The following is a 24,196-nucleotide window of genomic DNA, read 5'->3' on the forward strand; positions in this document are numbered from 1 at the left end:
CGTCCATGAGACCAAAGTCGCCGGCATTTCAGCGCCGCGAACACACCGGGCAGCCCGCATCGCGCGCGACCCGCACCTCCGTCCACTCCATCCCCCGCGCGTCGAGCATCTGCAGCCGTCCCGTCATCGGCGTGCCCGCGCCCGCGACGATCTTCAGCGCCTCGGCGGCCTGCATCGTGCCGACGATTCCCACCAGGGGCGCGAAAACGCCCATCACGGCGCAGCGGGTCTCCTCGAAGTCATCGGTCGGCGGGAACACGCAGGCGTAGCACGCGGACGCGTCGTCGCGCGGATCGAAGACGCAGATCTGCCCGTCGAACCGGATCGCCGCGCCCGACACCAGCGGCCTGCGATGACGCACGCACGCGGCATTCACGAGATGCCGCGTCGCGAAGTTGTCGCAGCAATCGATGACCACGTCCGCACGGGGCACCAGTTCGTCGAGAAGCGCCGCGTCCGCCCGTTGCACGAGCGCGCGCACCTGCACATTCGGATTGATCGCCGCGACTGCCTCGCGCGCCGAATTCGCCTTGGGCTCGCCCACGCGCGCGAGCGTGTGCGCGATCTGGCGTTGCAGGTTGGTGAGGTCGACCGCGTCGTGGTCCACGAGCGTGATCGTGCCCACGCCGGCCGTGCCGAGGTAGAGCGCGACCGGCGAGCCGAGTCCCCCCGCGCCGATGACCAGCGCATGCGAGCGCGAGATTCGCTCCTGCCCCTCGACGCCGATCTCGTCGAGCAGGATATGCCGCGAGTAGCGCAGCAGGTCGTCGTCGGTCATGCCGCATTCTGACCGCGCAGAAAAAAGCCCGCTGGTGCGGGCTTCCTTCCAGGGCCCCCGCGGAACCGGCTTTGCCGGGCCGCTGGGGGCGCCCCCTCGAGGGGGAAGCGCCGGAGGCGCTTCGGGGGTGGGTCAGTTCTCTTTCTTCTCTGCCTTGTTCTCGATCACCTGCGTCTTGCTCACGAGGACCGGGCGGCCCTTGAGCTGGTTGAGCGCCTGCACGAGCTGGAAGTCCTTGTCGCTGCCGAACTCGGGCGGCCTGCGCGCGTCCGGGCCCTTCTTCGCGTCTTCTTCCGCGCGCTTGCGCGCTTCCTCGCGGGCCTTCTCGCGTGCCGGGTCCTTGACCTCGGCGCCCTGGCCGCTGGAGAGGTGCTTCTCGAGGTCGGCTTCGCGGGTGCGCAGCACCGAGAACAGGTTGCCTTCCTCCGACTCGTCGATCAGCACGTCGGGAACGATGCCCTTGGCCTGGATCGACTTGCCGCTGGGCGTGTAGTAGCGCGCCGTGGTGAGCTTCAGGCCCGTGTCGGGGCCGAGCGGGCGCACCGTCTGCACGGAGCCCTTGCCGAAGGTCTGGCTGCCCAGGATCTTGGCGCGGCCATGGTCCTGCAGCGCACCGGCGACGATTTCGCTCGCGGAGGCCGATCCTTCGTTGACCAGCACCACCAGCGGCACGTTCTTCAGCGCGGCCGGCAGGCGCCGCAGCGGGTCGGCGCCGGCGCGGCGCTGGTAGAACTCGGGCGCGGCCTTGTAGGTGAACTTGCTCTCGTTGAGCTGGCCGTTGGTCGAGACCACGGTCACGTTCTCCGGGAGGAAGGCCGCGGACACGGCCACGGCCGCGTCGAGCAGGCCGCCCGGGTCGTTGCGCAGGTCGAGCACGAGGCCGCGCAGGTTGGGCTCGGCGCGGTAGATCTCCTGGACCTTGTTCGCGAAGTCCTCCACCGTGCGTTCCTGGAACTGCGACAGGCGGATCCAGGCGTAGCCGGGCTCGATGACCTTGCCCTTGACCGACTGGGTCTTGATTTCCTCACGCGTGATCGTCACCGGGAACGAGCGGTTCTCGTCCTTGCGGTAGATCGTGAGCATGACCTTGGTGTTGGGCTCGCCGCGCATGCGCTTGACGGCATCGGACAGCGACAGGCTCTTGACGGCCGTCTCGTCGATCTTGGTGATGAGGTCGCCGGGTTTCAGGCCGGCGCGGAAGGCGGGCGAGCCTTCGATGGGCGACACCACCTTGACCAGGCCGTCCTCCTGCGAGATCTCGATGCCGACGCCGACGAAGCGGCCCGACGTGCCCTCGCGGAATTCCTTGAAGGACTTCTTGTCGAAGTACTGCGAGTGCGGGTCGAGGCTCGCCACCATGCCCGCGATGGCGTCGCTGATCAGCTTCTTGTCGTCGACCGGCTCCACGTAGTCGGACTTCACCATGCTGAACACGGCGGCGAGCTGCTGCAGCTCCTCGAGCGGCAGCGGCGCGAGCGAGCCTCGCGCGACGGTCTGCAGCGACACCGTGGTGAGCGCACCGGCCAGTGCGCCTACGGAAACCCAGCCGGCAATCTTCAATCTTTGGCTCATGTAAAACGTCCGCGTCCTCTTGCAGGTTCAATATACACCTGAGAAGGATAAGACGCACTCCGACACCAACGGTTCCGCAGGCGCCGCGTAAACGCCGTGAAAAAGCCGCGCGAAGCGGCGTCTCCCACTCAGGCTTTACCCTGATTCGCGACCGCCGCCGCGGCCTTGGCCGCCGCCTCGGCGTCGCCCAGGTAGTAGCTGCGGATCGGCTTCAGGTCGGCGTCGAGTTCGTAGACCAGCGGAATGCCGTTGGGAATGTTCAGTCCGACGATGTCGGCGTCCGAAATGCCCTCGAGGTACTTCACCAGCGCGCGCATCGAGTTGCCGTGGGCGGCGACCACCACGCGCTTGCCGGAACGGATCGCGGGGGCCATCGCCTCGTTCCAGAAGGGCAGCACGCGCGCCACGGTGTCTTTCAGGCACTCGGTCAGGGGGACGTCGACGCCCGCGTAGCGCCGGTCGCCGCTTTCCGAGCGCGGGTCGCTCTTGGCCAGCGCGGGCGGCGGGGTGTCGTAGCTGCGGCGCCAGACCAGCACCTGCTCGTCGCCGAACTTGCGCGCCGTCTCGGCCTTGTTGAGACCCTGCAGGTCGCCGTAGTGGCGCTCGTTGAGTTTCCAGCTGTGGACGACGGGCAGCCAGGTGCGGTCCATCTCGTCGAGCACATGCCACAGGGTGCGGGTGGCGCGCTTGAGCACGCTGGTGAAACAGACGTCGAAGTCCCAGCCTTCGGCCTTCAGCAGCTTGCCGGCGGCCACGGCCTGCGCCACGCCGGTGGGGGTGAGATCGACGTCCGTCCAGCCGGTGAAGCGGTTTTCGAGGTTCCAGGTCGATTCGCCGTGGCGGATCAGGACGAGCTTGTGCATGTGCGTTCGAAAGGAAGGGGGAAACCCGGCATTTTAGAATCGCGGGTTGACTCTGGAAAACCGAGGAAAGAATGAAGTTCTTGATGGACAACTGGTCGCTGGTGCTCGTGGCGTTCGCCTCGGGGGCCATGCTGCTGTGGCCGACGCTCAGCCGCGGCTCCCGCGCGGGCGCCTTGACGGCTCCGGGCGCGGTGCAGCTGATCAACCGGCATCGCGCCGTGGTGGTGGACCTGAGCGATGCCGACGAGTTCGCGCGCGGTCACATCGTGGGCGCCAAGAGCATCCCCATGGCCCAGCTGGAGCAGCGCCTGCCCGAGGTCGTGAAGAACAAGGCGCTGCCGGTCATCTTCGTGTGCGCCACGGGCGGCAAGTCGAAGAAAGCGGAAGCAATCGCCAAAAACCTGGGTTACGCGGAGGCCCAGGCCCTGGGCGGCGGCCTGTCGGCGTGGAAAGAGGCTAGTCTTCCGCTCCAGAAGTCCTGAAATCCGAAGACAAGCAGTTGGGAGCCTCATGCAGACCGTCAAGATGTACACCACGGCCGTGTGTCCGTATTGCACTCGTGCCAAGCAGATCCTCAAGGCCCGCGGCGTCGACGCCATCGACGAGGTGCGGGTCGACATGCAGCCCGAGGAGCGCCTGAAGATGATGGAGATCACCGGCCGGCGCACGGTGCCGCAGATCTTCATCGGCGACACGCACGTGGGCGGCTGCGACGACCTGATGGCGCTGGACAGCCGGGGCGGCCTGCTGCCTCTGCTCCAGGGCTGAGGCCTCGCCCGCCGACCGGCGGCGACGCGCGGCGATAATCGGCGGTTTCGACTCCCGACAACAGGCAGCAAGGCCATGGCCGATTCCCAAGATCCCGTCTTCCAGATCCAGCGCGTCTACCTCAAGGAGGCTTCGCTCGAGCAACCCAACTCCCCCGCCATCCTGCTCGAACAGGAGCAGCCGGCGGTGGACATCCAGCTCGGCGTCGATGCGCAGCAGGTCTCCGACGGCGTGTTCGAGATCGGCGTCACCGCGACGGTCACGACCAAGATCAAGGACAAGACCGTGTTCCTGGTCGAAGTGAAGCAGGCCGGCATCTTCGAGATCCGCAACATCCCCGAAGACCAGATGCAGCCGATCCTGGGCATCGCCTGCCCGCAGATCGTGTACCCCTATCTGCGCAGCAACGTCGCCGACATCATCACCCGCGCCGGCTTCCCCCCGGTCCACATGGCCGAGATCAACTTCCAGGCCATGTTCGAGCAGCAGCAGGCGCAACAAGGCGGCGGCCAGCAGCCGTCGCCGATCATCACGTCGGCCTGACGCCGCGCACCTCGCGCGCACTTCGGCGCGTTCGGTTCGCGCCTAAGCCGCCATGAACCCATCGGCGTCCTCCCCATGAAGATCGTCGTCTTCGGCGCCGGCGCCTGGGGCACGGCGCTCGCGGCCAGCGCGGCGGCGCGGCACGAGCTGACCCTGTGGGCGCGCGATGCGGCGCAAGTCGAGGCCATGCGTGCGGCCGGCGAGAACGCGCGCTACCTGCCGGGCGTCGCCTTGCCGGCCTCGCTGGCGCTGAGTGCCGAGCCGCTTCCGGGCGTTGATCGCATGGCGAGAGCCCACGACCTGGCCATCGTCGCGACGCCCATGGCGGGCCTGCGCACGATGCTGCATGCGCTGCGCGACTGCGGCCGGCCCGTCGCGTGGCTGTGCAAGGGCTTCGAAGCCTCGTCGGGCCTGCTGGGCCACGAGATTCGCGCGGAAGTCGCGCCGGCCCTGTGCGCGGGCGCCTTGAGCGGACCCTCCTTCGCCCTCGAGACCGCGCGCGGCCAGCCGACCGCGCTGGTGGCGGCGAGCCCCGACGCGCAGGTGCGCGATGCGTTGGTCGAGGCGTTCCACAGCTCCGTCCTGCGCGTCTACGCCAACGACGACCTGCCCGGCGTGGAGGTGGGCGGCGCGGTGAAGAACGTGCTCGCCATCGCCACGGGCCTATGCGACGGGCTCTCGCTCGGACTGAACGCGCGCGCCGCCCTCATCACGCGCGGCCTCGCGGAGATGACCCGGCTGGGCGTCGCGCTCGGCGCGCGCGCGGAAACGTTCATGGGTCTTTCGGGCCTGGGCGACCTTGTGCTGACGGCCACCGGCGACCTGAGCCGCAACCGCACCGTGGGCCTGCTGCTCGCGCAGGGCAAGACCCTGCAGCAGGCCGTCGATTCGCTGGGGCACGTGGCCGAGGGCGTGTACAGCGCGCGCACGGTCGTCGCGCGCGCGCAGGCGCTCGGCGTGGACATGCCGATCTCGCGCGGCGTGGTGGCGCTGCTCGATGGGCAGCTGCGGCCCGCGCAGGCCGTGGCCGCGCTGATGGCGCGCGACCCCGTCTCGGAGGCGTAGTCGGCGTCGCGGCCTTGCCGAGTCGTCCCGTCGGAGCGGGGTTCGTCGGCTTTCGGTTTCAGGCGCCGATCTTTTCCAGCGCCTCCCGAAGCGCTTCCATGCCCTGGGGCCGCGTCACCCGGGCGAGCTCGTGCCCGTCCTTGAGGAAAACCAGCGTGGGCCACAGCTTGATGCGGAACGACCGCCCGAGCGGCTTGCCCGGCCCGTCCTCCACCTTGATGTGCCTCACCTTGGCCTGCGATGCGAAAGCGCCCGCGATCAGCGGTTGCGCCGCGCGGCAGAAGCCGCACCAGGGGGTGCCGAATTCCAGCACCGTCGCGCCCTCGAGCGCGTCCACTTCCTCGCGCCGGGGCTCGGCCGCTTCGTAAGTCGTGTTCATGCGTCGATTTTGCGGCTTGCGCCCCGCTCGCCCCGTAGGCATGCGGCGCGAGCGACGGTCGGTCGGGCCGGTTCGCCCCTGGTGACACAGCAGTACAAGCACGTCCCTTCTGCGAATGCAAGCGATGCCCGACAGGTGTGACAAATCTGCAAATTCGTCACATTTTGTTGTTACGCCCTTAGACTGCAACCGTTAGGGAGCGAATGACGGCAGCCCAACCGTGAAGTCAGGCGGCGCACTCTCGTCGAAAAAAAACAAAGGTGCCTCGTCATGCCGCTTCGGCAGGTCATCTCAATTCTGCGCACTCCCTCCCTCTCGGAAGCGAGCAGCCTCTGCGGTTCCGCGTCTTCGGTTCCGCCAGGAGCGAGGTCCATGGTTCATGTTTCACGCACAATGCGCCTGCTCTTCTGGACGGCGCTGGCTTCTTCGATCACGGCCTGCGGCAGCGGTGGCGGCGGCGAGGACGTCGAGGCGCCGGCCCTCGCGCCCGCCCCCATACCCGCGACGCCCCCACCTCCGGCACCAACGCCCGCGCCGCCCGCTCCCGCGCCGACGCCCGCGCCGCCCGCCGCTTCACCGGCACAGGGCTTCTGGAGCGGCACCGTGGTTGCGGGGACGACCGGTTCGGCCATCGTCCTGCCGCAGGGCTCTTCCCTGCTCGTGCTGCAGACCACGGCGCAGACGACGATGGTGATCGGCACGACCAGCGTGACCGGCAGCAATTTCGCGCTCGCCGGACGAAGTTTCAACCTCACCACCGGCACGCAGGCCGCGTATGCGTCCTCGGGCTCGGTCAACCCACGTCAGTCGCTCAACTTCGCCGCGGCCGGCGGGACGCCCGCGCATTCGTTCGCGTACAACACCGCCTACGAGACCCCTGCCACGGCCGCGGACGCCACCGGCCGATGGCGAGCGTCGATCGCGGGCGGCACGCTCACCATCACGCTCGACGTCGCGTCCACCGGCAACCTCACGGGCACCAACACAAGCGGCTGCAATTACACGGGCTCGCTCGCGCCGGTGGCCGGTGTCGCGGTGTATCAACTGCAGCTCACGGAAGCGTGCACCGCGCGCACGGTTCAGTACGGCGGCGTCGCGACGCTGAACGCCGCGAAGACCTCGCTCTCCATCGCACTCGCGGCGACGGACCTCACCACCGCGACGCTGTTCACGGCCACGCGGTAACCCGACGAGGAATTCGACATGCCGCTCACCAACGTCACCGCGAACTTCAACCTGATCGGCGACTTCGCCGACACCGGCGGCGCCGCCGCCGCCCAGAACGTCACTTACCGGGTCAACAGCAATGCCGCGTACCAGCTGCTGATCGACGGCGTCGCCAACGGCGCATCGTTCGACGCCGAGACGGGCCGGGTGCTGGTCGGCAATTCGAACACCGAGACGAGCGTGCGGCTCGCGTTCACCGCGGGGCAGACGTTCACGCCGACTTCGATCCGCCTGATCAACTACGGCGAAGGGAATCAGACGATCCGGCTCGTCGGGCAGAACTCGGCGGGCCAGGACCTGCAGACCCTGACGGTCGTGGCGACCAATGCGGGCACGACGGGCAACTTCAACGCGGGGTTCTTCGACAATGTCTTCGCCCTGAAGCTGGTCGCGCAAACGGGCTCGGTGCGGCTGCTCGGCATCGACGACCTGGTTTTCGGCAACGTCACGGAACCTCCGACCGTGGTGTCCGTGACCTCGACGCGGGCGAACGGCACGGTCCCGATCAGCGGCGTCATTCCCATCGACGTCAAGTTCAGCGCGCCGGTCAACATGGGCGCCGACGCCACGCTCCGGCTCAACGTCGGCGGCGCCGTGCGCAATGCGACCTGGACGGCGGGCGTGTCGCTCGGCAATGGCACCGACACGCTTCCGTTCAGCTATACCGTCATGCCCGGCGACACGAGCGCCGACCTCGACTATGCGAGCACGACCGCGCTCGCGGGCGGCAACATGGTCGGGAACAACGGCGCGGCCGCCATCCTGACGCTGCCCGCGCCGGGCGCCGCAGGATCGCTCGGCGCGAACAAGAACCTCGTCGTCGACGGCGTCGCGCCAACCTTGACCTCTGTCTCGTCGACCGTCGCGAACGGAACCTACGCCGCGGGCGCGACGATTCCGATCACCGTAACCTTCAGCGAAGCCGTCCTCGTCCCCGAGGGGGCGTTGCCCAGCATCCGCCTGAGCGTGGGCGGCACCCCACGCTTCGCCAGCTATGCGTCGGGAAGCGGGACGACGACACTCACGTTCAACTACGTCGTGCAGGCCGGCGATGCGACGGCCGACCTCGACTATTTCGCCACTTCCGCATACTCCAACGGCGGGGGACTCCTGACCGATGCCGCCGGCAACGTCGCCAGCGTCACGCTGCCCGCGCCCGGCGCGGAGGGATCGCTCGGCGCGAGCAAGAACATCGTCATCGCCACCGGCGTCAGCGTGGCTTCGGTCAATTCGTCCACCGCGAACGGCACGTACAAGGTCAGCGACACGGTGAGCGTGCAGGTGAATTTCAGCGACACGGTCACCGTCACGGGCACGCCGCAGCTCACGCTCGCGACCGGCGGCGCGGGGCGCACCGCGACCTACACGAGCGGCAGCGGCTCGAACTCGCTCACCTTCACCTACACCGTGCAGGCCGGCGACACGAGCGCCGACCTCGACTACGCATCGACGGCCGCGCTCGCGCTCAACGGGGGCACGATCCGCAATGGCGCGACGGACGCGGTGCTGACGCTCGCGACGCCGGGCGCGGCCAACTCGCTTGGCGCGAACAAGGCCATCGGCATCGACGGCGTGGCGCCCACGGCGACGACGCTGAATTCGACCACCGCCAATGGCACCTACGGCGTGGGCGCCGTCATCGCGGTGCAGGTCGCCTTCAGCGAAGCCGTGACGGTGACGGGGACGCCGGTGCTGACGCTGGAGACGGGCGCCGTCGACCGCACTGCCGCGTACGCGAGCGGCAGCGGCACGAACACGCTGACCTTCAACTACACGGTGCAGGCGGGCGACACCAGCGCCGACCTCGACCGCGCCATCGGCGCGGCGCTGACCCTCGGCGGCGGCACGATCCGCGACGCGGCCGGCAACGACGCGACGCTGACGGTGCCCGAGCCAGCGGCCGAAGGATCGCTGGGCGCGAACAGGAACCTCGTGATCGACGGCGCGGCGCCCACCGTCACGGGGGTGGTGTCGTCGTCCGCGAACGGAACCTACGGCATCGGCAGGACCCTCGGCATCGACGTGAACATGAGTGAGACGGTGACGATCGTCGGCGCGCCCCAGCTCACGCTGGAAACCGGCGCGGTGGACCGCGTGCTGACCTACGCCGGGGCCGCGACGACCAACCGCCTCAGCTTCGCCTACACCGTGCAGGCCGGCGACACGAGCGTGGATCTCGACTACTTCAGCACTGGCGCCTTCGTCCTCAACGGCGGCACCGTGCGCGATGCGGCCGGCAACAACGCGACGCTCACCCTGGCCGCGCCGGGCGCGGCGACGTCGCTGGGCGCCAACCAGGCGATCGTGGTCGACGGCGTGGCGCCCGTCTTCGCCTCGGCGACGGTCAACGCCGCGTCCCTCGTGCTCACGTACACGGAGGCGACGACGCTCGATGCGGTCAACGTTCCCGCCGCCGGCGCCTTCGCCGTCACGGTCGCCGGAGCCGCCGCCACCGTCAATTCGCTCGCCGTGAACGCGGCCGCGAAGACGGCGACGCTCACGCTCGCTGCCGCCGTGACGCCCGGGCAGGCGGTGACGGTGCGCTACACCGACCCGAGCGCGGAGGACGACACGGCCGCGTTGCAGGATGCCGCGGGCAATGATGCGGCGACCTTCGCGGCCACGCCCGTCACGAACACCACCCCGGCGCCGGCGCCGCCCGCGCCACCCGCACCGCCGCCGCCGGCCGACAACGACGGCGTCCCCAGCGAAGTGGAGCAGGCCGCGCCGGCGCCCCGCACGGGCGGCGTGCAAGGCGACGGCAACGGCGACGGGTTGCAGGATGCCGAGCAGAACAACGTCACGTCCACGCGCATCTCGGGCGGCACCTCGTTCGTCACCCTCGTGGCCGATTCGCGCGAGGGCGCGATGGACACGCAGGACACGAACACGAGCCAGCTCACCGCCTTCACCACCGGCGCGGTACCTTCCGATGCGCCTTCGACCGTGGCCTTCGCCTGCGCGCTCGGCTTCACCGCCGACATGACCAACCAGCAGTCGACGGAGACGTTCAGCCTCTTTTGCGAAAGCATTGCCGGCGGCCAGGGCGTCTGGCTGCGCGACCGCAGCGGCGTCTGGTTCAACGTGACCACGGCCCAGGTGGGCACGGGCCGCACGCGCGTCGACTTCACGGTCGAAGACGGCGGGCCGTTCGACCTCGACGGCGTCGTCAACGGCGTCGTCACCGCGTCGGGCGCGCTCGGCGGGCCGCCCACGGGCTTCTACGACTGGAAGGGCTACGACCCGAGCACTGGCCGATTCGACCCCTTCGGCTGACGGGGTTCCCACGCCGGTGCGACCGACCCGACGGGAAACCCTCCGACGAGCGTCGCGGCCCCGAGCCGCTATGCTCCGCAGATGACCAGACGATTCGTTTTCTCGCCGGGGGCGGTGGCCGAACTCGCGTCGCGCGACGTCGCGCGCGCACTCGCGGAGGACGTGGGCGAGGGCGACCTCACCGCCGCGCTCGTTGCCGAGGCGAGCCGCATGCGGGCCCGCATCCTCGCGCGCGAGAGCGCGGTGATCTGCGGCCAGCCCTGGGTCGAGGAAGTCTTCCGGCAAGTCGATGCCTCCATCGCCGTCGAATGGAAAGTCGCCGAGGGCGCGCGCTGCGAGAAAGACGAAATCGTGCTGGAGGCCGAAGGCCCGGCGCGCAGCCTGCTCACGGCCGAGCGCACGGTGCTCAACTTCCTGCAGTTGCTGAGCGGGGTCGCGACCAAGACCGCGACCTATGCGCAGGTCGTCGAAGGCACGCGCGCGAAGATCGTCGACACCCGCAAGACCCTGCCCGGCCTGCGCCTCGCGCAGAAGTACGCCGTGCGCATCGGCGGCGGCGTGAATCACCGCATCGGCCTGTACGACGCGGTGCTGATCAAGGAGAACCACATCGCTTCGGCCGGCGGCATCGCCGCGGTGATGAAGGCGGTGCAGCAGGCGGCGCCCGATGCGGAGTTCGTCGAGCTGGAGGTCGAGACGCTGGCGCAGTTGCGCGAGGGGCTCGACGCCGGCGCGAAGATGGTCCTGCTCGACAACATGGATCTTCCGTCGCTGCGCGAAGCGGTTCGGATCAACGCCGGCCGCGCCATCCTCGAGATCTCCGGTGGCGTGACGATGGACACGCTGCGCACGCTGGCGGAAACCGGCGTCGACCGCATCTCCATCGGAACCTTGACGAAAGACGTGAAGGCCATCGACTTCTCGATGCGATTGAAAGAAATCTGATGTCCGCCGTCATCCCCATCATCAACGTCGAATACGAACAGCCGCTCGCCGGCAACGCCTGCGACACCAAGTTCGCCTGGGCGCGCGTGCCGGTGGAGCCGCTGCCCCACGAGCGCGCCGAGCTCAAGGACCGCATCCGTCGCCTGCTGAAGGAGCAGAACGCGGTGATGGTCTCGCACTACTACGTGCATCCCGACCTGCAGGACCTGGCCGAGGAAACCGGCGGCATCGTGAGCGACTCGCTGGAGATGGCGCGCTTCGGGCGCGACCACGCGGCGCAGACCCTCGTCGTCTCCGGCGTTCGCTTCATGGGCGAGACGGCCAAGATCCTCTCGCCGGAAAAGCGCATCCTCATGCCCGACCTCGACGCGACCTGTTCGCTCGACCTCGGATGCCCCATCGACGACTTCAGCGCCTTCTGCGACCAGCATCCCGACCGCACCGTCGTCGTCTACGCCAACACGAGCGCGGCTGTGAAGGCGCGCAGCGACTGGCTCGTCACCTCGAGCTGCGCGCTCGACATCGTGGGCGCGCTCAAGGCCAACGGCCACAAGATCCTCTGGGCGCCCGACAAGCACCTCGGTGGCTACATCCAGCGCCAGACCGGCGCCGACATGGTGTTCTGGAACGGCGCATGCATCGTGCACGACGAGTTCAAGGCCTTCGAGCTCGTCGATCTGAAGAAGCAGTATCCGAATGCCAAGGTGCTGGTGCATCCGGAGTCCCCGGCCGACGTGGTGGCGCTCGCGGACGCCGTGGGCTCGACCTCCGCCATCCTGAACGCCGCGAAGTCGATGAACGCGCGCGAGTTCATCGTCGCCACCGACAACGGGATGATGCACAAGCTGCGCACGCTGAACCCGGACAAGGTGTTCATCGAGGCGCCCACGGCCGGCAACAGCGCCACGTGCAAGAGCTGCGCGCACTGCCCGTGGATGGCGATGAACGGGCTCGCCGGTCTCGCGCACGTGCTGGAGACGGGTGCGAACGAAGTCTTCATCGACCCGGCCCTCGGCGTGCGCGCGCGCGTGCCGATCGACCGCATGCTGGCCTTCACCGCGGCGCTGCGCAACGGGCAGGCCCCGGGCTCGCTGGTGCCGAACATCGGCGCGGCCTGAGGCTGCACACGAAGTCTGGGCGATGTGATCGACGCGCAGCGCGTCGCGGAGCAGGTTGCACGCCGCAGCTGCGGCAAGCTCGTCGCCTTCCTGTTCGTGAGTTCCTGCAGCGCAGGCGCGTGTCGCTGCAGGATTGATCCCTCGACGTTCAGGTCGGGAGCCGGAGGTCGTCGAAGAGCCGCTGGGCATGCAACCCGAGGCCCCGCGCGACGCTGGCGTGGCGGTCGCCGTGGATCGCGCGCGCTGCGGGCAGGGCCGCCGAGATGCGCCGCACCAGCGGCAAGAAGCCCGTCGAGCCGCCGGTGAAGTAGAGGACGTCCACGTCGCCTGGCTTCACGCCCGCAGCGCGCAAGGTGTCCTGCGCGGCGCGGACGATGCGCTCGAGGTCGGCCTCCAGCGCGTCCACGGCCTGGGGCTCGTCCAGCTGCGAGCGCAAGCCGGATTCGATGCGGCCGAGGTCTATCGCCGTTGTGCCGCCCTCGGCCACCGCGATCTTGGCGGCCTCCGCCTGCGCCAGCAACGCGTGGCCCAGGTGCTCTTCCACCACCTTCATCAGACGCACGTGTTGCCGCGCGTCGCCGAAGAACGACTTCATGGCGCGCAGCTCATGCATGCGTGGCGCGGTGTACACCGTGTTGATCAGATGCCACGTGGCGAGGTCGAAATACACCTTGCTCGGCACCTCGCGTGCCGGAAGCCCGGGCCGCTGCGGGCCCGGACCGCGAAAGCCGCAGGAGGGCAGGATGGCCGTCAGTTCCACCTGCCGGTCGAAGTCGGTTCCCGCGATGTGGACGCCGTGATTCGCCAGGATGTCGTGCTTGCGATCGAGTCGCTGCCGCCGTTCGGGACCCACGCGCACCACCGAGAAGTCCGACGTGCCGCCACCGATGTCGGCGACCAGCACGAGTTCCTCGCGCGTGGCGGACAGTTCGTAGTCGAGTGCCGCGGCGATGGGTTCGTACTGGAAGCTCACCTCCGCAAAGCCTGTTTCGCGGGCTGCCGCTTCCAGCGCGGCCTGCGCCTGCGCGTCGCGCACTGGGTCATCGTCGACGAAGAAGACGGGGCGGCCCAGCACGGCATGCTCGAGAGGCCGGGCGGCGGCACGCTCGGCCAGCGTCTTCAGGTGCCGCAGGTAATCGCCGACCACGTCGAGGTAGCGCACCGTGTGGCCGCTGCCCACGTCCGTGCGCTGGCCCGCGAGGCTCGAGCCCAGGATGCTCTTCATCGAGCGCATCAGCCGGCCCTCGTGGCCCTCGATGTACGTGGCCAGCGCCTCGCGGCCGTACAGGCGAAGCGGGTCCTGATGCGCCGCGCGGTCTTCCACGAGGTAGAACACCGCGGTCGGCATGGTGCGCTGGCCGGCCTCGACGTCCACGAGCGCCATGCGGCCGTCTTCGCCCGCCACGGCAATGGCGGAGTTGGAGGTCCCGAAATCGATGGCGCAATAGTTCATGGGGGCGCCGATTGTATCGGCGCACGCTCGCGGCCGTCAGGCCGGCATGGTCACTTGTCTTCTTCCTTGCCTCAGGCAGCGCGCGTGGATGTTGGGGCTCATTCGGCGCGGGAGAGGTCCTGCAGGCGCGTGAGCACCACCTCGGTCCGGTCGGCGTCCGCAAGCATGCCTGGCGGGACGTTGCGAAACACCGGTCGTTGCAGCAGATGGGCGAGTCCCGCCTTGATGGCGAGGCGCATTTCGCCCGGCGCCTTGGCCAATTCCTGCGCAAATTCGGGTCGTCCGTCCACGACGTTCAGGATGTCTTCGACGTCATGGCTGCCGAGAATGTCGCCGCGTCCGCGGCCCGCGAAGGCTTCGAGTTTCGTCGCGACGAAGGCGCTGGCGGTCAACATGTGAATTTCGAGGCCATTGCCGAGATCGACACGCTGCGCCGTGTCTATCGCGAGCGAATACCAGCGATTGGTGAAGCCAAGCACATCGTCCATGGCCGGCATCAGGTCGAACGGCACGTTGCTGCGGGCGTGGCGCCAGCGGCAGATGATCCCGCTTTCGACGTCGCGAACGAAGCCCTTCGCTGCTACCTGTCGTTCGATCTTCTGGAAGCGGGCGCGGTCTGCTGCGACGACGGCGTCGACATCCATCGTCGCTCTCACCGTGTCCGCTGCCGGGTCGGAGACAAGCAGGCCGGCGATGGCGCCTCCTACGAAGACGATTTGCTCGCGGAGTTCGCCAAGCGCCTCCGCTACCGTGCGCAGTTGCGGGAGATTTGGATCGTCAGCCCGCATCGCCCGTCTCACCGCTTGCCTTTTCGAGCTTTCGAGTCAGCAGTTCTGTTGCAAGCGCTCGCTCGCGGGCGCGGCCGGCGCGAATGGCGTCCAGGAGTGCCAGGACACTGTGCAGTCCGGGGTCGAGCAATGCCGCGTCGGGCGCGCTGCGATAGAGCGGCGACACGGTCGGCCCGCGAACGGACCCTTGCGGATGAGGCCAAACCGGCGCGTCGCCGACTGCGCTGTTGATCAGGGTGTCGAGCGGCGGTGCGCCGATGGAGGTTGGTACGCCGCGCTTCACGGGTCCCAGGACGGCCGGGAACGCGTACCGCGCGCCGTGGACCACGAACTCGATAAGTGCGGGCCGCACGGGTGACCAGTCGCCGCGTCCCGGCATGACTGCGAGGCCCGCTGCCACCGCGCGCTTCACGCTCGCATGGACTTCGGATGCGCTCATTCCGAGTTCGATGCCCAGTGCGGCGTAAGTCCACCGCTGCTCGGGATGAGCGGCGGCCTTGAGCAGCACGAGCAGATCCTGGGGCTTGAGTTCCATGATATTCGCAATTCGCGAATTGCGAATATCGCTGGTTTTCCCCACCATGGCAAGTGGCCTCTCCACCTTCCGCGATTGATCGACCCGCGCACCCACTGCAGCGCGTGCGGTCCCCGCGCGAACTTCGACCGCGGCGCGCGCTCAGGCCGGCACGAGCGTCGTCGGCCGCGAGTCGGGCAGCATCTGCGGATAGTCCCGGCTGAAATGCAGCCCGCGGCTTTCGTGCCGCGACTGCGCGGACGCCACGATGAGGTGCGCCACGGTCACGAGATTGCGCAACTCCAGCAGGTCGCGCGTGACGTGGAAGGTGCTGTAGAACTCCTGAATCTCGCCTTCCAGCAGCGCGATACGGTGCGCGGCGCGCTCCAGCCGCTTGTTGGTGCGGACGATGCCCACGTAGTCCCACATGAAGCGGCGCAGTTCGTCCCAGTTGTGCGAAATGACGACGGCTTCGTCGGCATCGGTCACGCGGCTCGCGTCCCACACGGGCACATCCGGCGGCGGCGGCAGCGGCTGCGACAGGATGTGCTGCGATGCCGAGCGCGCGAACACCATGCACTCGACCAGCGAGTTGCTCGCGAGCCGGTTCGCGCCGTGCAGGCCCGTGTACGCCGTCTCGCCGATGGCGTGCAGACCGGCGAGGTCGGTCGCGCCGTTCAGGTCGGTGTGGACGCCGCCGCAGGTGTAGTGCGCGGCCGGCACCACGGGAATCGGCTGCTTCGTGATGTCGATGCCCAGCGAGAGGCAGCGCGCGTAGATGTTCGGGAAGTGCTCGCGCACGAACTCCGGCGGCTGGTGCGAGATGTCGAGATGCACGCAGTCGAGGCCGTGCTTCTTCATCTCGAAGTCGATCGCGCGCGCCACCACGTCCCGCGGCGCGAGCTCGGCCCGCGCATCGTGGTTCGGCATGAAGCGCGTGCCGTCGGGCAGCAGCAGCCGCCCGCCTTCCCCGCGCACGGCTTCGCTGATCAGGAAGTTCTTCACGTGCGGGTGATACAGGCAGGTCGGGTGGAACTGGATGAATTCCATGTTCGTCGCGCGGCAGCCCGCGCGCCACGCGGCCGCGATGCCGTCGCCGGTCGCGGTGTCGGGGTTCGTCGTGTACAGATACACCTTTCCCGCGCCGCCGGTTGCCAGGATCGTATGCGGCGCGCGGAAGGTCACGACCTCGTCGTTCACTTCGTCGAGCGCATAGAGGCCGAGGCAGCGCTCGGGGTCCTGGCCGATCTTCGAGGCGCGGATCAGGTCCACCAGCATGTGGTGCTCGAACAGCGCGATGTTGGGCGTGCGCTTCACGTGCTCGATCAGCGTCTGCTGCACGGCCGCGCCGGTGGCGTCGGTCACATGCACGATGCGCCGCGCGCTGTGGCCGCCTTCGCGCGTGAGATGCAGGCGGCCGTCTTCCTGCGAGAAGGGGACGCCGAGCGTGCGCAGCCAGTCGATGCTGGCCGGCGCGTTCTCCACCACGAAGCGCGTCGCGGTCGGGTCGCTCAGGCCCGCGCCTGCGACGAGCGTGTCGTCGACGTGCTGGTCGAAGCTGTCGCCCTCGGCCATCACGGCCGCGATGCCGCCTTGCGCCCAGCCGCTGGAGCCGTCGCTCATCGCGCGCTTGGTGAGCACGGCCACGCGGTGCGTGGGCGCGAGGTGCAGCGCGGCGGAGAGGCCGGCGAGGCCGCTGCCCACGATGAGGACGTCGAAGTCGCGGGAGGGTGGGCTCATGTCATGCGGGTTGGTAGGCGAGGCGCACATAGATGGGGGCATAGGCTTCGGCCTGTGTCACCTCGATCAGCGTTTCCTTGGCGAGCTCGAGCAGCGCGATGAAGGTGACGATGAGCACCTGCACGCCCTTGTCGGTCGGAAAGAGATGTTCGAACTCGATGAAGCGGCGCCCCTGCAGCTTTCGCAGCACCATGCTCATGTGCTCGCGCACCGAGAGTTCCTCGCGCGTGATCTTGTGGTGCTGCACGAGCTTCGCGCGGCGCACGATGTCGCGCCATGCCTCCTGCAGGTCGACCACGTGGACATCGGGAAAGCGCGGCTGCAGCGACTGCTCGATGAACACCTGCGCGCGCAGCACGTCGCGGCCGAGCTGCGGCACGTTGTTCAGCCGCGCGGCGGCGAGCTTCATCTGCTCGTACTCGAGCAGGCGCCGCACGAGCTCGGCCCGCGGATCCTCCACCTCCTCGCCCGCCGCCGCCTTCTTCGGCGGCAGCAGCATGCGCGACTTGATCTCGATCAGCATCGCCGCCATGAGCAGGTACTCGGCCGCGAGCTCGAGGTTGCGGCTGCGGATCTCCTCGACGTACACGAGGTACTGCCGCGTGACGCCCGCCATCGGGATGTCGAGGATGTTGAAGTTCTGCTTGCGGATCAGGTAGAGCAGCAGGTCGAGCGGCCCCTCGAAGGCTTCGAGGAAGACCTCCAGCGCATCGGGCGGGATGTACAGGTCCTGCGGCATGGCGAACAGCGGCTCGCCATAGAGGCGCGCGAGCGCCACCTGGTCGACGACTTCGGGAATGCCGGGAATCTCCGGCGACAGCGGCTCCGGCAGCGCGGTGGTCCCGGTGTCGCTCACGAAGCCGAGGGTTCGTTGCCGTACACGTACGGCTTTTGCGCCACCCGCGCCGCGCTCCATTCGCGCTGCGAATCGCGGTCGATGTTCCTGTCCCAGAGCAGGGCGCGGCCGGCGCGCTGCTGGGACTCGAGGTCGGGCTTCTCGCGCTTCAGGCCTTCGATGAAGTTCGTGACGTCGGACTGGTAATCCGGACGGCGGAAGATGCGGACGAGGAGGGACCGGAGGGACATGGCGTCGATTTTAGACGGTGGCCTCGGGGGATGGGCGGTTGGCCGCCAGCTCGGCCGCGAAGCCGGCGCGCGCAATCACTTCGCGGGGTTGCTGCTGCAGGTTCTCGAGGTGCAGCGTGCCGCCGCGCTGGAGCACCGACTTGTGGAGCTGGCGCAGGGCGTCGAGACCGGAAGTGTCGAGGTAAGCGAGCTGCAGCGCGTCGAGCACGACCACCGGCTCGTTCGGGCCGGTTTCGACCGACTGGACCACTTCGTCGATCTTGGCCACCGCGCCGAAGAAGAGCGAGCCCCGGACGCGGTAGTGGATCAGCGCGCCCTTGGCCTGCACCCTCTCGACGGTGAAGAGCGCGCTTGTCTTCTGGATGAACAGCACGCACGCGAGCACCAGCCCCACCTGCACCGCCACGGTCAAATCGAACACCACGGTGAGGAAGAAGGTGCCCAGCATGAGCGTGCGGTACTGCGCGCTGTAGCGCCGAAGGTGCGCGAACTCGCGCCATTCCCCCATGTTCCAGGCGACGAAGAGCAGGATGCCGGCCAGCACCGCCAGCGGCACGTGCAGCGCGAGGGGGGCGGCCAGCAGCACCACGGCCGCGAGGGTGATGGCGTGCACGATGCCCGCCACCGGCGAGGTCGCGCCGACGCGGATGTTCGTCACCGTCCGCGCGATGGTGCCCGTCGCCGGCATGCCCCCGAAGAACGGGACGACGAAATTCGCGATGCCCTGCGCCATGAGCTCCTGATTGGGATCGTGCCGGGGCAACGACGAGACCTGGTCGGCCACCCGCGCGCAGAGCAGCGACTCGATCGCGCCCAGCAGCGCGATGGTGAGCGTGGGCGTCGCGAGCTGCTTGACGGTTTCCCACGAGGCATCGGGCAGCGCGAATGCGGGCAGGCTCTGCGGAATGCCGCCGTAGCGCTGGCCCAGGGTTTCCACCGGCAGGCCGAAATACCACGACCCGAACGTGAGCGTCGCGAGCGCGACGACGGGGCCGGGCAGGTGCGCACCGATCCGCAAGGCGTGTTTCAGGCCCGGAATGGCGGCCGTGTCCGGCCCGGCCGGCTTCGGGGTCCACAGGCGGGGCCACGCGAACAGACCGGCGACGCAGGCGAACGCGAGCGCGAAGGCGAATGGATTGATATCCCCGACGTGCTGCCCGATGACTTTCAGCTGTGTGAGGAAATCGGCCGGCATTCGTGCGATGGGCAGGCCGAGCGCGTCCTTCAGCTGCGAGGCGGCGATGACCACGGCAATGCCGTTCGTGAATCCCACGACGATGGACAGCGGCACGTAGCGCACCAGGCGGCCGAGCCGCAGCAGCCCGAGCACGAAGAGCAGCACGCCCGCGCCGGCCGTGGCAACCAGCAGGTTGGCCACGCCGTGGCGCTCGACGATGCCGTAGACGATGACGATGAATGCGCCGGCCGGCCCGCCGATCTGGACGCTCGAGCCCCCGAGCGCGGCGATCAGGAAGCCGGCGATGATCGCCGTCCACAGGCCGGCCTGCGGCGACAGGCCGCTCGCGATGGCGAATGCCATGGCCAGCGGAAGCGCAACGATGCCGACGGTCATGCCGGCACCGGCGTCACGGGCGAAGCGCGTACGGTCGTAGCCTGCCAGGTCGTCGAGCAGGCGCGGACGAAAAGGGAAAAGGGTTCGCAAGTAACCTCCGGAGAAAATGAAACCGAACGGCGAGGTTCAGTTCATTCCCGGGGGTCCACAGTGATGCAGCCGCGTGATGAACAGGCGGCGCAGGGAGAGCGGCAGGATCGGCAGATGCGGCATTGAAGCCATCGCTTCAGTGTACGCCTGCGGCCGGCGGACCTGCTGGCGGACTATTTCTTGTCGTCGGAATCGGGCGTCACCACGTCGACGGCGGCGCCCACGACCTTGCCCGTGAGCTTGACCGCGCCGACGGCGGTGCCCACGGCGATGTCGGCCGCCGTCACGGCAGCGCCCACCACGAGGGTCATGCAGCCCGAGAGAAGAAACGAGGCGGCGAGGGCGGCGAGGGCGGGGAGTGCGGCTTTCATGGCCCGTCCATTCTAGGCATCGAGCTCATCCGGGCACGATGTCGGCCAGGTAAAGCCTGGCCGGCCGCCGCGGCAATGGCGAATCAGAGCACTCTTCGTCCGCTGATCACGCGCAGCAGCACGACGACGACGGCGATCACCAGAAGCACATGGACGAAGCCGCCCATGGTGACGGAGGTGACAAGTCCCAGGGCCCACAGGATGAGCAGGACGATGGCGATGGTATAGAGCATTGGAGTTTCCTCGTTGGTTTCGTATGGATTTCAGCGGCTGGCGGATCCGCCGATCAGCCGGACTTCGTCGCCCGGACGCCAGCTGGCGGTGCCCGTCTCATGGCTGACTCGCGTCGTGCCGTCCCGCATCCGCAGCGTCAATTCGAATTGGCGCGCGCCGGTGTCGTCGTCGGACGCGAGTTCGCGGATGGCGTACACGGATGCGACCGTCATGACAGCCTGCTTCGGCGCGGCCGCCGCGGCGAATGCCGGGGGCATCGAATCGCGGATCGCCATGGGCGGTGTCTCCGCCGAAGACAGGACCGCGATCGCGCAGATGGCGACGGCGAACAATGCTCCCCCCCACAGGACCTCGGGACTGGGCGCCCGCAGGAAGGCGATCGGGCCGATCGATTCCATGGGGGCCGAAGCGCTTGCGAAGTGGGTCATGATTTTCTTTCCGATGAAGTTGAAGAGAGCTCCGGCGACCGACTGGCCGCGGGGCACTTCCCCTTGACACCGAGAGTAGGTGAACGGCATGCCGGCGTCCGTGCGCTACCGCACCGGCGACGCATCGAGGCGATGTTTTTTTTCATTGCGCCTAGTTGCGGAAAGGCTTGGGCTGCAACATGGGCGCCACGACGGGCGCCGGGATCGGCGCCCGGACGGGCGCCTGGACGGGCGCGACCTCTGGCGCGGTCACGATCGCGGGCGCCGGTGCGGGCACTTCCTGCTTGAGCGCCACCAGCTGCATGGGCGCCGGCGCCGTGACGACCGTCACGAGCGTGGGGATGCGCAGCAGGATCGGCGCCACCGCGATGGAGGTGAACGCGGGCACCACATATTCGTCGGGCGTCTGCGCGACAACCGCGGGCGCGGACACCACCACCGGCGCGGGTGCTGGCGCGGCCACGACGACAGGCGCAGGTGCGGGCGCCGGCACGACGACCGGCACGGGCACCGGCGCGGCGACGGGAGGGAGTGCCACTTCGGGCACCGGTGCGGGCGGCGGCGCAATGACGATCGGCACCGGCACCACGGGGATCGGAACCGGCACGACCACGGGCACCGGCACCGGAACCGGCACCGGAACGGGCAGGACCACGGGAATCGGCACGGGTACCGCAATCGGTGGAGGTGCAGGAGCAGGAACCGGTGCAGGCGCAGGAGCCGGTGCAGGCGCAGGAGCCGGAGCCGGAGCAGGCGCAGGCGCAGGAGCCGGAGCCGGAGCAGGCGCAGGTGCAGGCGCAGGTGCAGGTGCAGGTGCAGGCGCAGGTGCAGGTGCAGGTGCAGGCGCAGGCGCAGGTGCAGGTGCCGGAGCGGGAGCGGGAGCCGGTGCCGGTGCCGGTGCCGGTGGGACCGGCGCGGCGGCGATGGTGCCGAGGGCGGTCGACACGATCGGTGCGCAGCAGGTCACCGGCAGCGCGAAGGCAGCGGCGTTCACGCCGCCCAGCGTGTAGCCGGTGAAAACGAATGGCTTGTCGGCGCCGACGGTGGCGTCCAGGAAGTTCGCCGTATTCCCCGGTCCGGCAATCAGCGTCACGCCGGCCGGTGTGCCCTTCAATGTCGTGAGCGTCACCGCGGTCGAGCCGTCGGCGACCTTGTCGCCAACCGGGAACACCAGCATTCGCTGTGCGAGCGCCGCGCCGCCGGTCAACGTGAAGTTGGCGGAGTAGTCGGTGGGCGTCGTATACGACGTCGGGTTGTAGGTGATCGTGACGGGTGCCCCGGTCACGGCGGCCCGCGGCGCGGCGGGCGCGAAGGTCACCGTCCCCGCCGCGGCGCCGGGGCCCGTGCCGCCCGTGCCCGCGCTCAGAACCAGGCCCGAGGGCAGCCCGAGGGTCTGCGACGGCACGGCCGCGGCCCGGGTGAGCGTGATCGCGCCGGAAATGTTGATGTCGCCGGCGGAGCACATCGAGATGTTGCCGTCGGTCGTCGTCAGCGCGGCCGACATCGCGAGCGTGCGGCCCGCGCTGAGCAGCACGCTGCCGTTCGTGGTCGTGATCGCGGCGGCGGCGCCGGTCGTGATGTCGCGCCCGCAGCAGATCACAAGATTGCCGTTGGTTGCCACGATGGGCCTGTTGATGATCACGTCCCGCGCCGAATTGAGCGTCAAGGTGGTCGTGTTCGGCGCCGCCGTCCAGGTCACCGGATCGTTCACGAAGATGTCTCCGGGGCCCGGCGTCGCGGTGAACAGGCTGCGTACCGGCGGCGTGCCCGCGACGGTGGCGTCGGTACCGGTGTTGGTGGAGATCGTCACGCTGCTGGTCACCAGCAGTGTCGACAAGGTCGCGCCGCTGATGTTGTCGCCGGGCGCGCTGCCGATGCGGAAGTCCTCGGGGTCGATCAGCCACGTGCCCGTGGTTCCGGACGCCGATGCGGTGGTGACGTGCGCGGTGGGTTGCACGGTCACCCGCGCGGCGGATGTCTCGATGAAGCCGCCGTCGCCCCCGCTCGGCGCGCTCGCGTCGAGCGTGCCGCCGACGTCCATGGTCCCGGCCTGCATGTCGCCCATCAGCCTGATCACGCCGTTGCGGGTGGACAGGGTGCGCGCCTGGATCACGCCGGTGTTGTTCACCGCGCTGGGCATCAGGCCTGCGGCCGATTGCGCGGCAAGCAGCACCTGGCCGCCGTCGGCCTGGATCAAGCCGCCGTTGTTCACCAGGGCATTCATCGCGCCCTGGTCCACGACCACGTTCAGGAGGCTGTCGCCCGCGATGTCGAGCGTGACCGCATTGCCCGCCGCGAGCGCCACCATGCCGAGCCGCGCGGAGATCGTTCCCCGGTTGCTCACTTCGCGTCCCATCAGGACGACGTGCCCGCCGTCCGCCGCGTTGATCGAGCCTTCGTTGACGACGGACCCGGCGCCCGCGCCCGAGAAGGAATGGCGCCCCGCCATGAAAGCCGCGTCGCCGAGCGAGAGTGTCGAGGCGACGAGCGAACCGACGTTCACCGACGCGCCGCTGCCGAACAGGATGCCGTTCGGGTTGATGAGGAAGACCTTGCCGTTCGACGACAGCGTGCCGAAGATCGCGGACGGATCGGCGCCGACGACGCGGTTGAGGGCCACCGAACTCGCGCCCGGCTGAACGAACCGCACCGCCTCGCCCGCCGCGATGCCGAAGCTTTGCCAGTTGATCGCGGTCCGCGCCGAAGTTTGCGTGATCGTCGTGGTGCTGCCCGCGCTCGAAATCGTGGCCGCCCCCGCCGCGACGACGCCACCCGCGGGCGCGGCGTGGCTTGCGCCCCCGAACGCAGCGGCCAGCGCGACGGCCAGGGACTGCAATGCAAACCTGCCGCGCCATTGTTCATGCGGAGGTGTCCGCCGATTGGGATTCATGATGACTTCCTGTTCAGAAAAATTTGATGCCTTGGATCCAGAACCGGCCCGACCGGTCTGGCGCCGAAATGGCGCGCTCGTTGCCCAGCTTGACGGCGTAGTACGCGCGGAGCATGAAGTTGCCGGGGTCGGACCAGTTCGCGCCGATGCCGGCGCCGCCCAGGTCGCGATGGTTCCTGCCGGCGGCCCAGGGGTCGCGATTGATGGTGACCGTCCCCGCGTCGACGAATGCGAGAAGCTGCACGACGCCCGGCGCCGCCGCGAATTTCGGCAGGTCCATCCGGAGCTCCACCGTTCCCAGCAAGCCCTGGTCGGCAAAAGCTTCGCCTTCGGGGTAGGCGCGGACCGCGTTCATGCCGCCCAGTTCCATCTTCTCGGAGGGGTCGAGGTTCTTGCCCGCTGCCTGCCCGCTGAGCGACCCGTAGATGGAGAACGGACCGCCGAGGCTTTGCAGACGCATCAGGCTGAACGCGACCTTGCCGAAGCCGCCATTGC

The 24,196-nt window shown here is 68.8% G+C and carries 24 protein-coding genes; 8 read left to right on the forward strand and 16 right to left on the reverse strand.

Annotation, left to right across the window (positions count from 1 at the left end; translation table 11 throughout):
• Nucleotides 1-28: 28 nt before the first annotated feature.
• From AB7E83_RS15470 to gpmA, 3 genes are all read right to left on the reverse strand, one after another.
• Complete coding sequence (locus tag AB7E83_RS15470) at nt 29-778, reverse strand: HesA/MoeB/ThiF family protein (RefSeq protein ID WP_428570965.1); 750 nt, start codon at nt 776-778, stop codon at nt 29-31.
• A 132-nt stretch (nt 779-910) separates the two neighbouring features.
• Nucleotides 911-2,350 carry a S41 family peptidase gene (locus AB7E83_RS15475; RefSeq protein WP_428570966.1) on the reverse strand — a complete coding sequence of 480 codons (1,440 nt, stop codon included), beginning with the start codon at nt 2,348-2,350 and terminating at the stop codon, nt 911-913.
• A gap of 128 nt (nt 2,351-2,478) precedes the next feature.
• Nucleotides 2,479-3,213 (reverse strand): 2,3-diphosphoglycerate-dependent phosphoglycerate mutase, encoded by a 735-nt coding sequence (gpmA, locus tag AB7E83_RS15480; RefSeq protein ID WP_428570968.1) that lies wholly within the window; start codon nt 3,211-3,213, stop codon nt 2,479-2,481.
• A 71-nt stretch (nt 3,214-3,284) separates the two neighbouring features.
• On the opposite strand from gpmA, the gene AB7E83_RS15485 reads away from it, so the two are divergent.
• The 4 genes from AB7E83_RS15485 (at nt 3,285) to AB7E83_RS15500 (ending at nt 5,589) form a co-directional block, all read left to right on the forward strand.
• Entirely contained in the window at nt 3,285-3,695 is a 411-nt protein-coding gene (locus AB7E83_RS15485; protein ID WP_428570970.1) for a rhodanese-like domain-containing protein, read from the forward strand.
• Nucleotides 3,696-3,723: 28 nt separating this feature from the next.
• Nucleotides 3,724-3,981: a glutaredoxin 3 gene (gene grxC, locus AB7E83_RS15490; protein ID WP_428570972.1), complete on the forward strand. Its 258-nt coding sequence runs from the start codon at nt 3,724-3,726 to the stop codon at nt 3,979-3,981.
• 75 nt (nt 3,982-4,056) lie between these two features.
• Complete coding sequence (gene secB, locus AB7E83_RS15495) at nt 4,057-4,524, forward strand: protein-export chaperone SecB (RefSeq protein WP_428570973.1); 468 nt, start codon at nt 4,057-4,059, stop codon at nt 4,522-4,524.
• A gap of 75 nt (nt 4,525-4,599) precedes the next feature.
• Complete coding sequence (locus AB7E83_RS15500; RefSeq protein WP_428570975.1) at nt 4,600-5,589, forward strand: NAD(P)H-dependent glycerol-3-phosphate dehydrogenase; 990 nt, start codon at nt 4,600-4,602, stop codon at nt 5,587-5,589.
• A gap of 58 nt (nt 5,590-5,647) precedes the next feature.
• On the opposite strand, the gene AB7E83_RS15505 is transcribed toward AB7E83_RS15500, so the two are convergent.
• Nucleotides 5,648-5,968 carry a thioredoxin family protein gene (locus AB7E83_RS15505; RefSeq protein WP_428570977.1) on the reverse strand — a complete coding sequence of 107 codons (321 nt, stop codon included), beginning with the start codon at nt 5,966-5,968 and terminating at the stop codon, nt 5,648-5,650.
• 393 nt (nt 5,969-6,361) lie between these two features.
• Between AB7E83_RS15505 and AB7E83_RS15510 the strand changes: the two genes are divergently transcribed.
• The 4 genes from AB7E83_RS15510 (at nt 6,362) to nadA (ending at nt 12,534) form a co-directional block, all read left to right on the forward strand.
• A complete protein-coding gene (locus tag AB7E83_RS15510; protein WP_428570979.1) occupies nt 6,362-7,153 on the forward strand; it encodes a hypothetical protein in 792 nt (263 codons plus the stop codon).
• Between the two features lie 18 nt (nt 7,154-7,171).
• The gene (locus AB7E83_RS15515) at nt 7,172-10,471 is read left to right on the forward strand and encodes a beta strand repeat-containing protein (RefSeq protein ID WP_428570981.1); all 3,300 of its coding nucleotides are present in this window, start codon (nt 7,172-7,174) and stop codon (nt 10,469-10,471) included.
• 81 nt (nt 10,472-10,552) lie between these two features.
• Nucleotides 10,553-11,416, forward strand: coding sequence for a carboxylating nicotinate-nucleotide diphosphorylase (nadC, locus tag AB7E83_RS15520; protein WP_428570983.1), 864 nt, complete (start codon nt 10,553-10,555; stop codon nt 11,414-11,416).
• The gene (gene nadA / locus AB7E83_RS15525) at nt 11,416-12,534 is read left to right on the forward strand and encodes a quinolinate synthase NadA (protein WP_428570985.1); all 1,119 of its coding nucleotides are present in this window, start codon (nt 11,416-11,418) and stop codon (nt 12,532-12,534) included. The genes nadC and nadA overlap by 1 nt, the downstream gene beginning before the upstream one ends.
• A 148-nt stretch (nt 12,535-12,682) precedes the next feature.
• On the opposite strand, the gene AB7E83_RS15530 is transcribed toward nadA, so the two are convergent.
• The 12 genes from AB7E83_RS15530 to AB7E83_RS15585 form a co-directional block, all read right to left on the reverse strand.
• Entirely contained in the window at nt 12,683-13,987 is a 1,305-nt protein-coding gene (locus AB7E83_RS15530) for an Hsp70 family protein (protein WP_428570987.1), read from the reverse strand.
• A gap of 98 nt (nt 13,988-14,085) precedes the next feature.
• Nucleotides 14,086-14,775: a hypothetical protein gene (locus tag AB7E83_RS15535; RefSeq protein WP_428570988.1), complete on the reverse strand. Its 690-nt coding sequence runs from the start codon at nt 14,773-14,775 to the stop codon at nt 14,086-14,088.
• Entirely contained in the window at nt 14,765-15,358 is a 594-nt protein-coding gene (locus AB7E83_RS15540) for a hypothetical protein (RefSeq protein WP_428570990.1), read from the reverse strand. The genes AB7E83_RS15535 and AB7E83_RS15540 overlap by 11 nt, the downstream gene beginning before the upstream one ends.
• A gap of 93 nt (nt 15,359-15,451) precedes the next feature.
• Nucleotides 15,452-17,029, reverse strand: a complete 1,578-nt coding sequence (nadB, locus tag AB7E83_RS15545; protein ID WP_428570992.1) for an L-aspartate oxidase — start codon at nt 17,027-17,029, stop codon at nt 15,452-15,454.
• Nucleotide 17,030: 1 nt separating this feature from the next.
• A complete protein-coding gene (locus tag AB7E83_RS15550; protein ID WP_428570994.1) occupies nt 17,031-17,885 on the reverse strand; it encodes a segregation and condensation protein A in 855 nt (284 codons plus the stop codon).
• Entirely contained in the window at nt 17,882-18,115 is a 234-nt protein-coding gene (locus tag AB7E83_RS15555; RefSeq protein WP_428570996.1) for a DUF3460 family protein, read from the reverse strand. Before AB7E83_RS15555 ends, AB7E83_RS15550 begins: the two co-directional genes overlap by 4 nt.
• Before the next feature lie 10 nt (nt 18,116-18,125).
• Entirely contained in the window at nt 18,126-19,778 is a 1,653-nt protein-coding gene (locus AB7E83_RS15560; RefSeq protein ID WP_428570998.1) for a SulP family inorganic anion transporter, read from the reverse strand.
• Nucleotides 19,779-19,951: 173 nt separating this feature from the next.
• Entirely contained in the window at nt 19,952-20,149 is a 198-nt protein-coding gene (locus AB7E83_RS15565) for a hypothetical protein (protein ID WP_428571000.1), read from the reverse strand.
• An 83-nt stretch (nt 20,150-20,232) separates the two neighbouring features.
• Entirely contained in the window at nt 20,233-20,382 is a 150-nt protein-coding gene (locus tag AB7E83_RS15570) for a lmo0937 family membrane protein (protein ID WP_428571002.1), read from the reverse strand.
• Nucleotides 20,383-20,412: 30 nt separating this feature from the next.
• Nucleotides 20,413-20,901, reverse strand: coding sequence for a hypothetical protein (locus tag AB7E83_RS15575; RefSeq protein WP_428571003.1), 489 nt, complete (start codon nt 20,899-20,901; stop codon nt 20,413-20,415).
• A 61-nt stretch (nt 20,902-20,962) separates the two neighbouring features.
• On the reverse strand, nt 20,963-23,701 hold the full coding sequence (locus AB7E83_RS15580) for a filamentous hemagglutinin N-terminal domain-containing protein (RefSeq protein WP_428571004.1): 2,739 nt from the start codon (nt 23,699-23,701) through the stop codon (nt 20,963-20,965).
• Nucleotides 23,702-23,714: 13 nt separating this feature from the next.
• On the reverse strand, nt 23,715-24,196 hold a 482-nt coding region (locus tag AB7E83_RS15585; protein WP_428571006.1), incomplete at its 5' end, for a ShlB/FhaC/HecB family hemolysin secretion/activation protein.

The sequence above is a fragment of the Ramlibacter sp. genome (assembly GCF_050250995.1).
Taxonomy (GTDB): Bacteria; Pseudomonadota; Gammaproteobacteria; order Burkholderiales; family Burkholderiaceae_C; genus Ramlibacter.

Excerpts from the sequence above, each read along its gene's own strand:
- secB (WP_428570973.1), top strand. The coding sequence starts at position 4,057 with ATGGCCGATTCCCAAGATCCCGTCTTCCAGATCCAGCGCGTCTACCTC.
- nadB (WP_428570992.1), bottom strand. The coding sequence starts at position 17,029 with ATGAGCCCACCCTCCCGCGACTTCGACGTCCTCATCGTGGGCAGCGGC.
- AB7E83_RS15515 (WP_428570981.1), top strand. The coding sequence starts at position 7,172 with ATGCCGCTCACCAACGTCACCGCGAACTTCAACCTGATCGGCGACTTC.
- grxC (WP_428570972.1), top strand. The coding sequence starts at position 3,724 with ATGCAGACCGTCAAGATGTACACCACGGCCGTGTGTCCGTATTGCACT.
- AB7E83_RS15580 (WP_428571004.1), bottom strand. The coding sequence starts at position 23,701 with ATGAATCCCAATCGGCGGACACCTCCGCATGAACAATGGCGCGGCAGG.
- AB7E83_RS15485 (WP_428570970.1), top strand. The coding sequence starts at position 3,285 with ATGAAGTTCTTGATGGACAACTGGTCGCTGGTGCTCGTGGCGTTCGCC.
- AB7E83_RS15555 (WP_428570996.1), bottom strand. The coding sequence starts at position 18,115 with ATGTCCCTCCGGTCCCTCCTCGTCCGCATCTTCCGCCGTCCGGATTAC.
- AB7E83_RS15470 (WP_428570965.1), bottom strand. The coding sequence starts at position 778 with ATGACCGACGACGACCTGCTGCGCTACTCGCGGCATATCCTGCTCGAC.
- AB7E83_RS15530 (WP_428570987.1), bottom strand. The coding sequence starts at position 13,987 with ATGAACTATTGCGCCATCGATTTCGGGACCTCCAACTCCGCCATTGCC.
- AB7E83_RS15510 (WP_428570979.1), top strand. The coding sequence starts at position 6,362 with ATGCGCCTGCTCTTCTGGACGGCGCTGGCTTCTTCGATCACGGCCTGC.
- AB7E83_RS15475 (WP_428570966.1), bottom strand. The coding sequence starts at position 2,350 with ATGAGCCAAAGATTGAAGATTGCCGGCTGGGTTTCCGTAGGCGCACTG.
- AB7E83_RS15540 (WP_428570990.1), bottom strand. The coding sequence starts at position 15,358 with ATGGTGGGGAAAACCAGCGATATTCGCAATTCGCGAATTGCGAATATC.
- AB7E83_RS15500 (WP_428570975.1), top strand. The coding sequence starts at position 4,600 with ATGAAGATCGTCGTCTTCGGCGCCGGCGCCTGGGGCACGGCGCTCGCG.
- AB7E83_RS15505 (WP_428570977.1), bottom strand. The coding sequence starts at position 5,968 with ATGAACACGACTTACGAAGCGGCCGAGCCCCGGCGCGAGGAAGTGGAC.
- nadC (WP_428570983.1), top strand. The coding sequence starts at position 10,553 with ATGACCAGACGATTCGTTTTCTCGCCGGGGGCGGTGGCCGAACTCGCG.
- AB7E83_RS15535 (WP_428570988.1), bottom strand. The coding sequence starts at position 14,775 with ATGCGGGCTGACGATCCAAATCTCCCGCAACTGCGCACGGTAGCGGAG.
- gpmA (WP_428570968.1), bottom strand. The coding sequence starts at position 3,213 with ATGCACAAGCTCGTCCTGATCCGCCACGGCGAATCGACCTGGAACCTC.
- AB7E83_RS15575 (WP_428571003.1), bottom strand. The coding sequence starts at position 20,901 with ATGCCGTTCACCTACTCTCGGTGTCAAGGGGAAGTGCCCCGCGGCCAG.
- AB7E83_RS15565 (WP_428571000.1), bottom strand. The coding sequence starts at position 20,149 with ATGAAAGCCGCACTCCCCGCCCTCGCCGCCCTCGCCGCCTCGTTTCTT.
- nadA (WP_428570985.1), top strand. The coding sequence starts at position 11,416 with ATGTCCGCCGTCATCCCCATCATCAACGTCGAATACGAACAGCCGCTC.
- AB7E83_RS15570 (WP_428571002.1), bottom strand. The coding sequence starts at position 20,382 with ATGCTCTATACCATCGCCATCGTCCTGCTCATCCTGTGGGCCCTGGGA.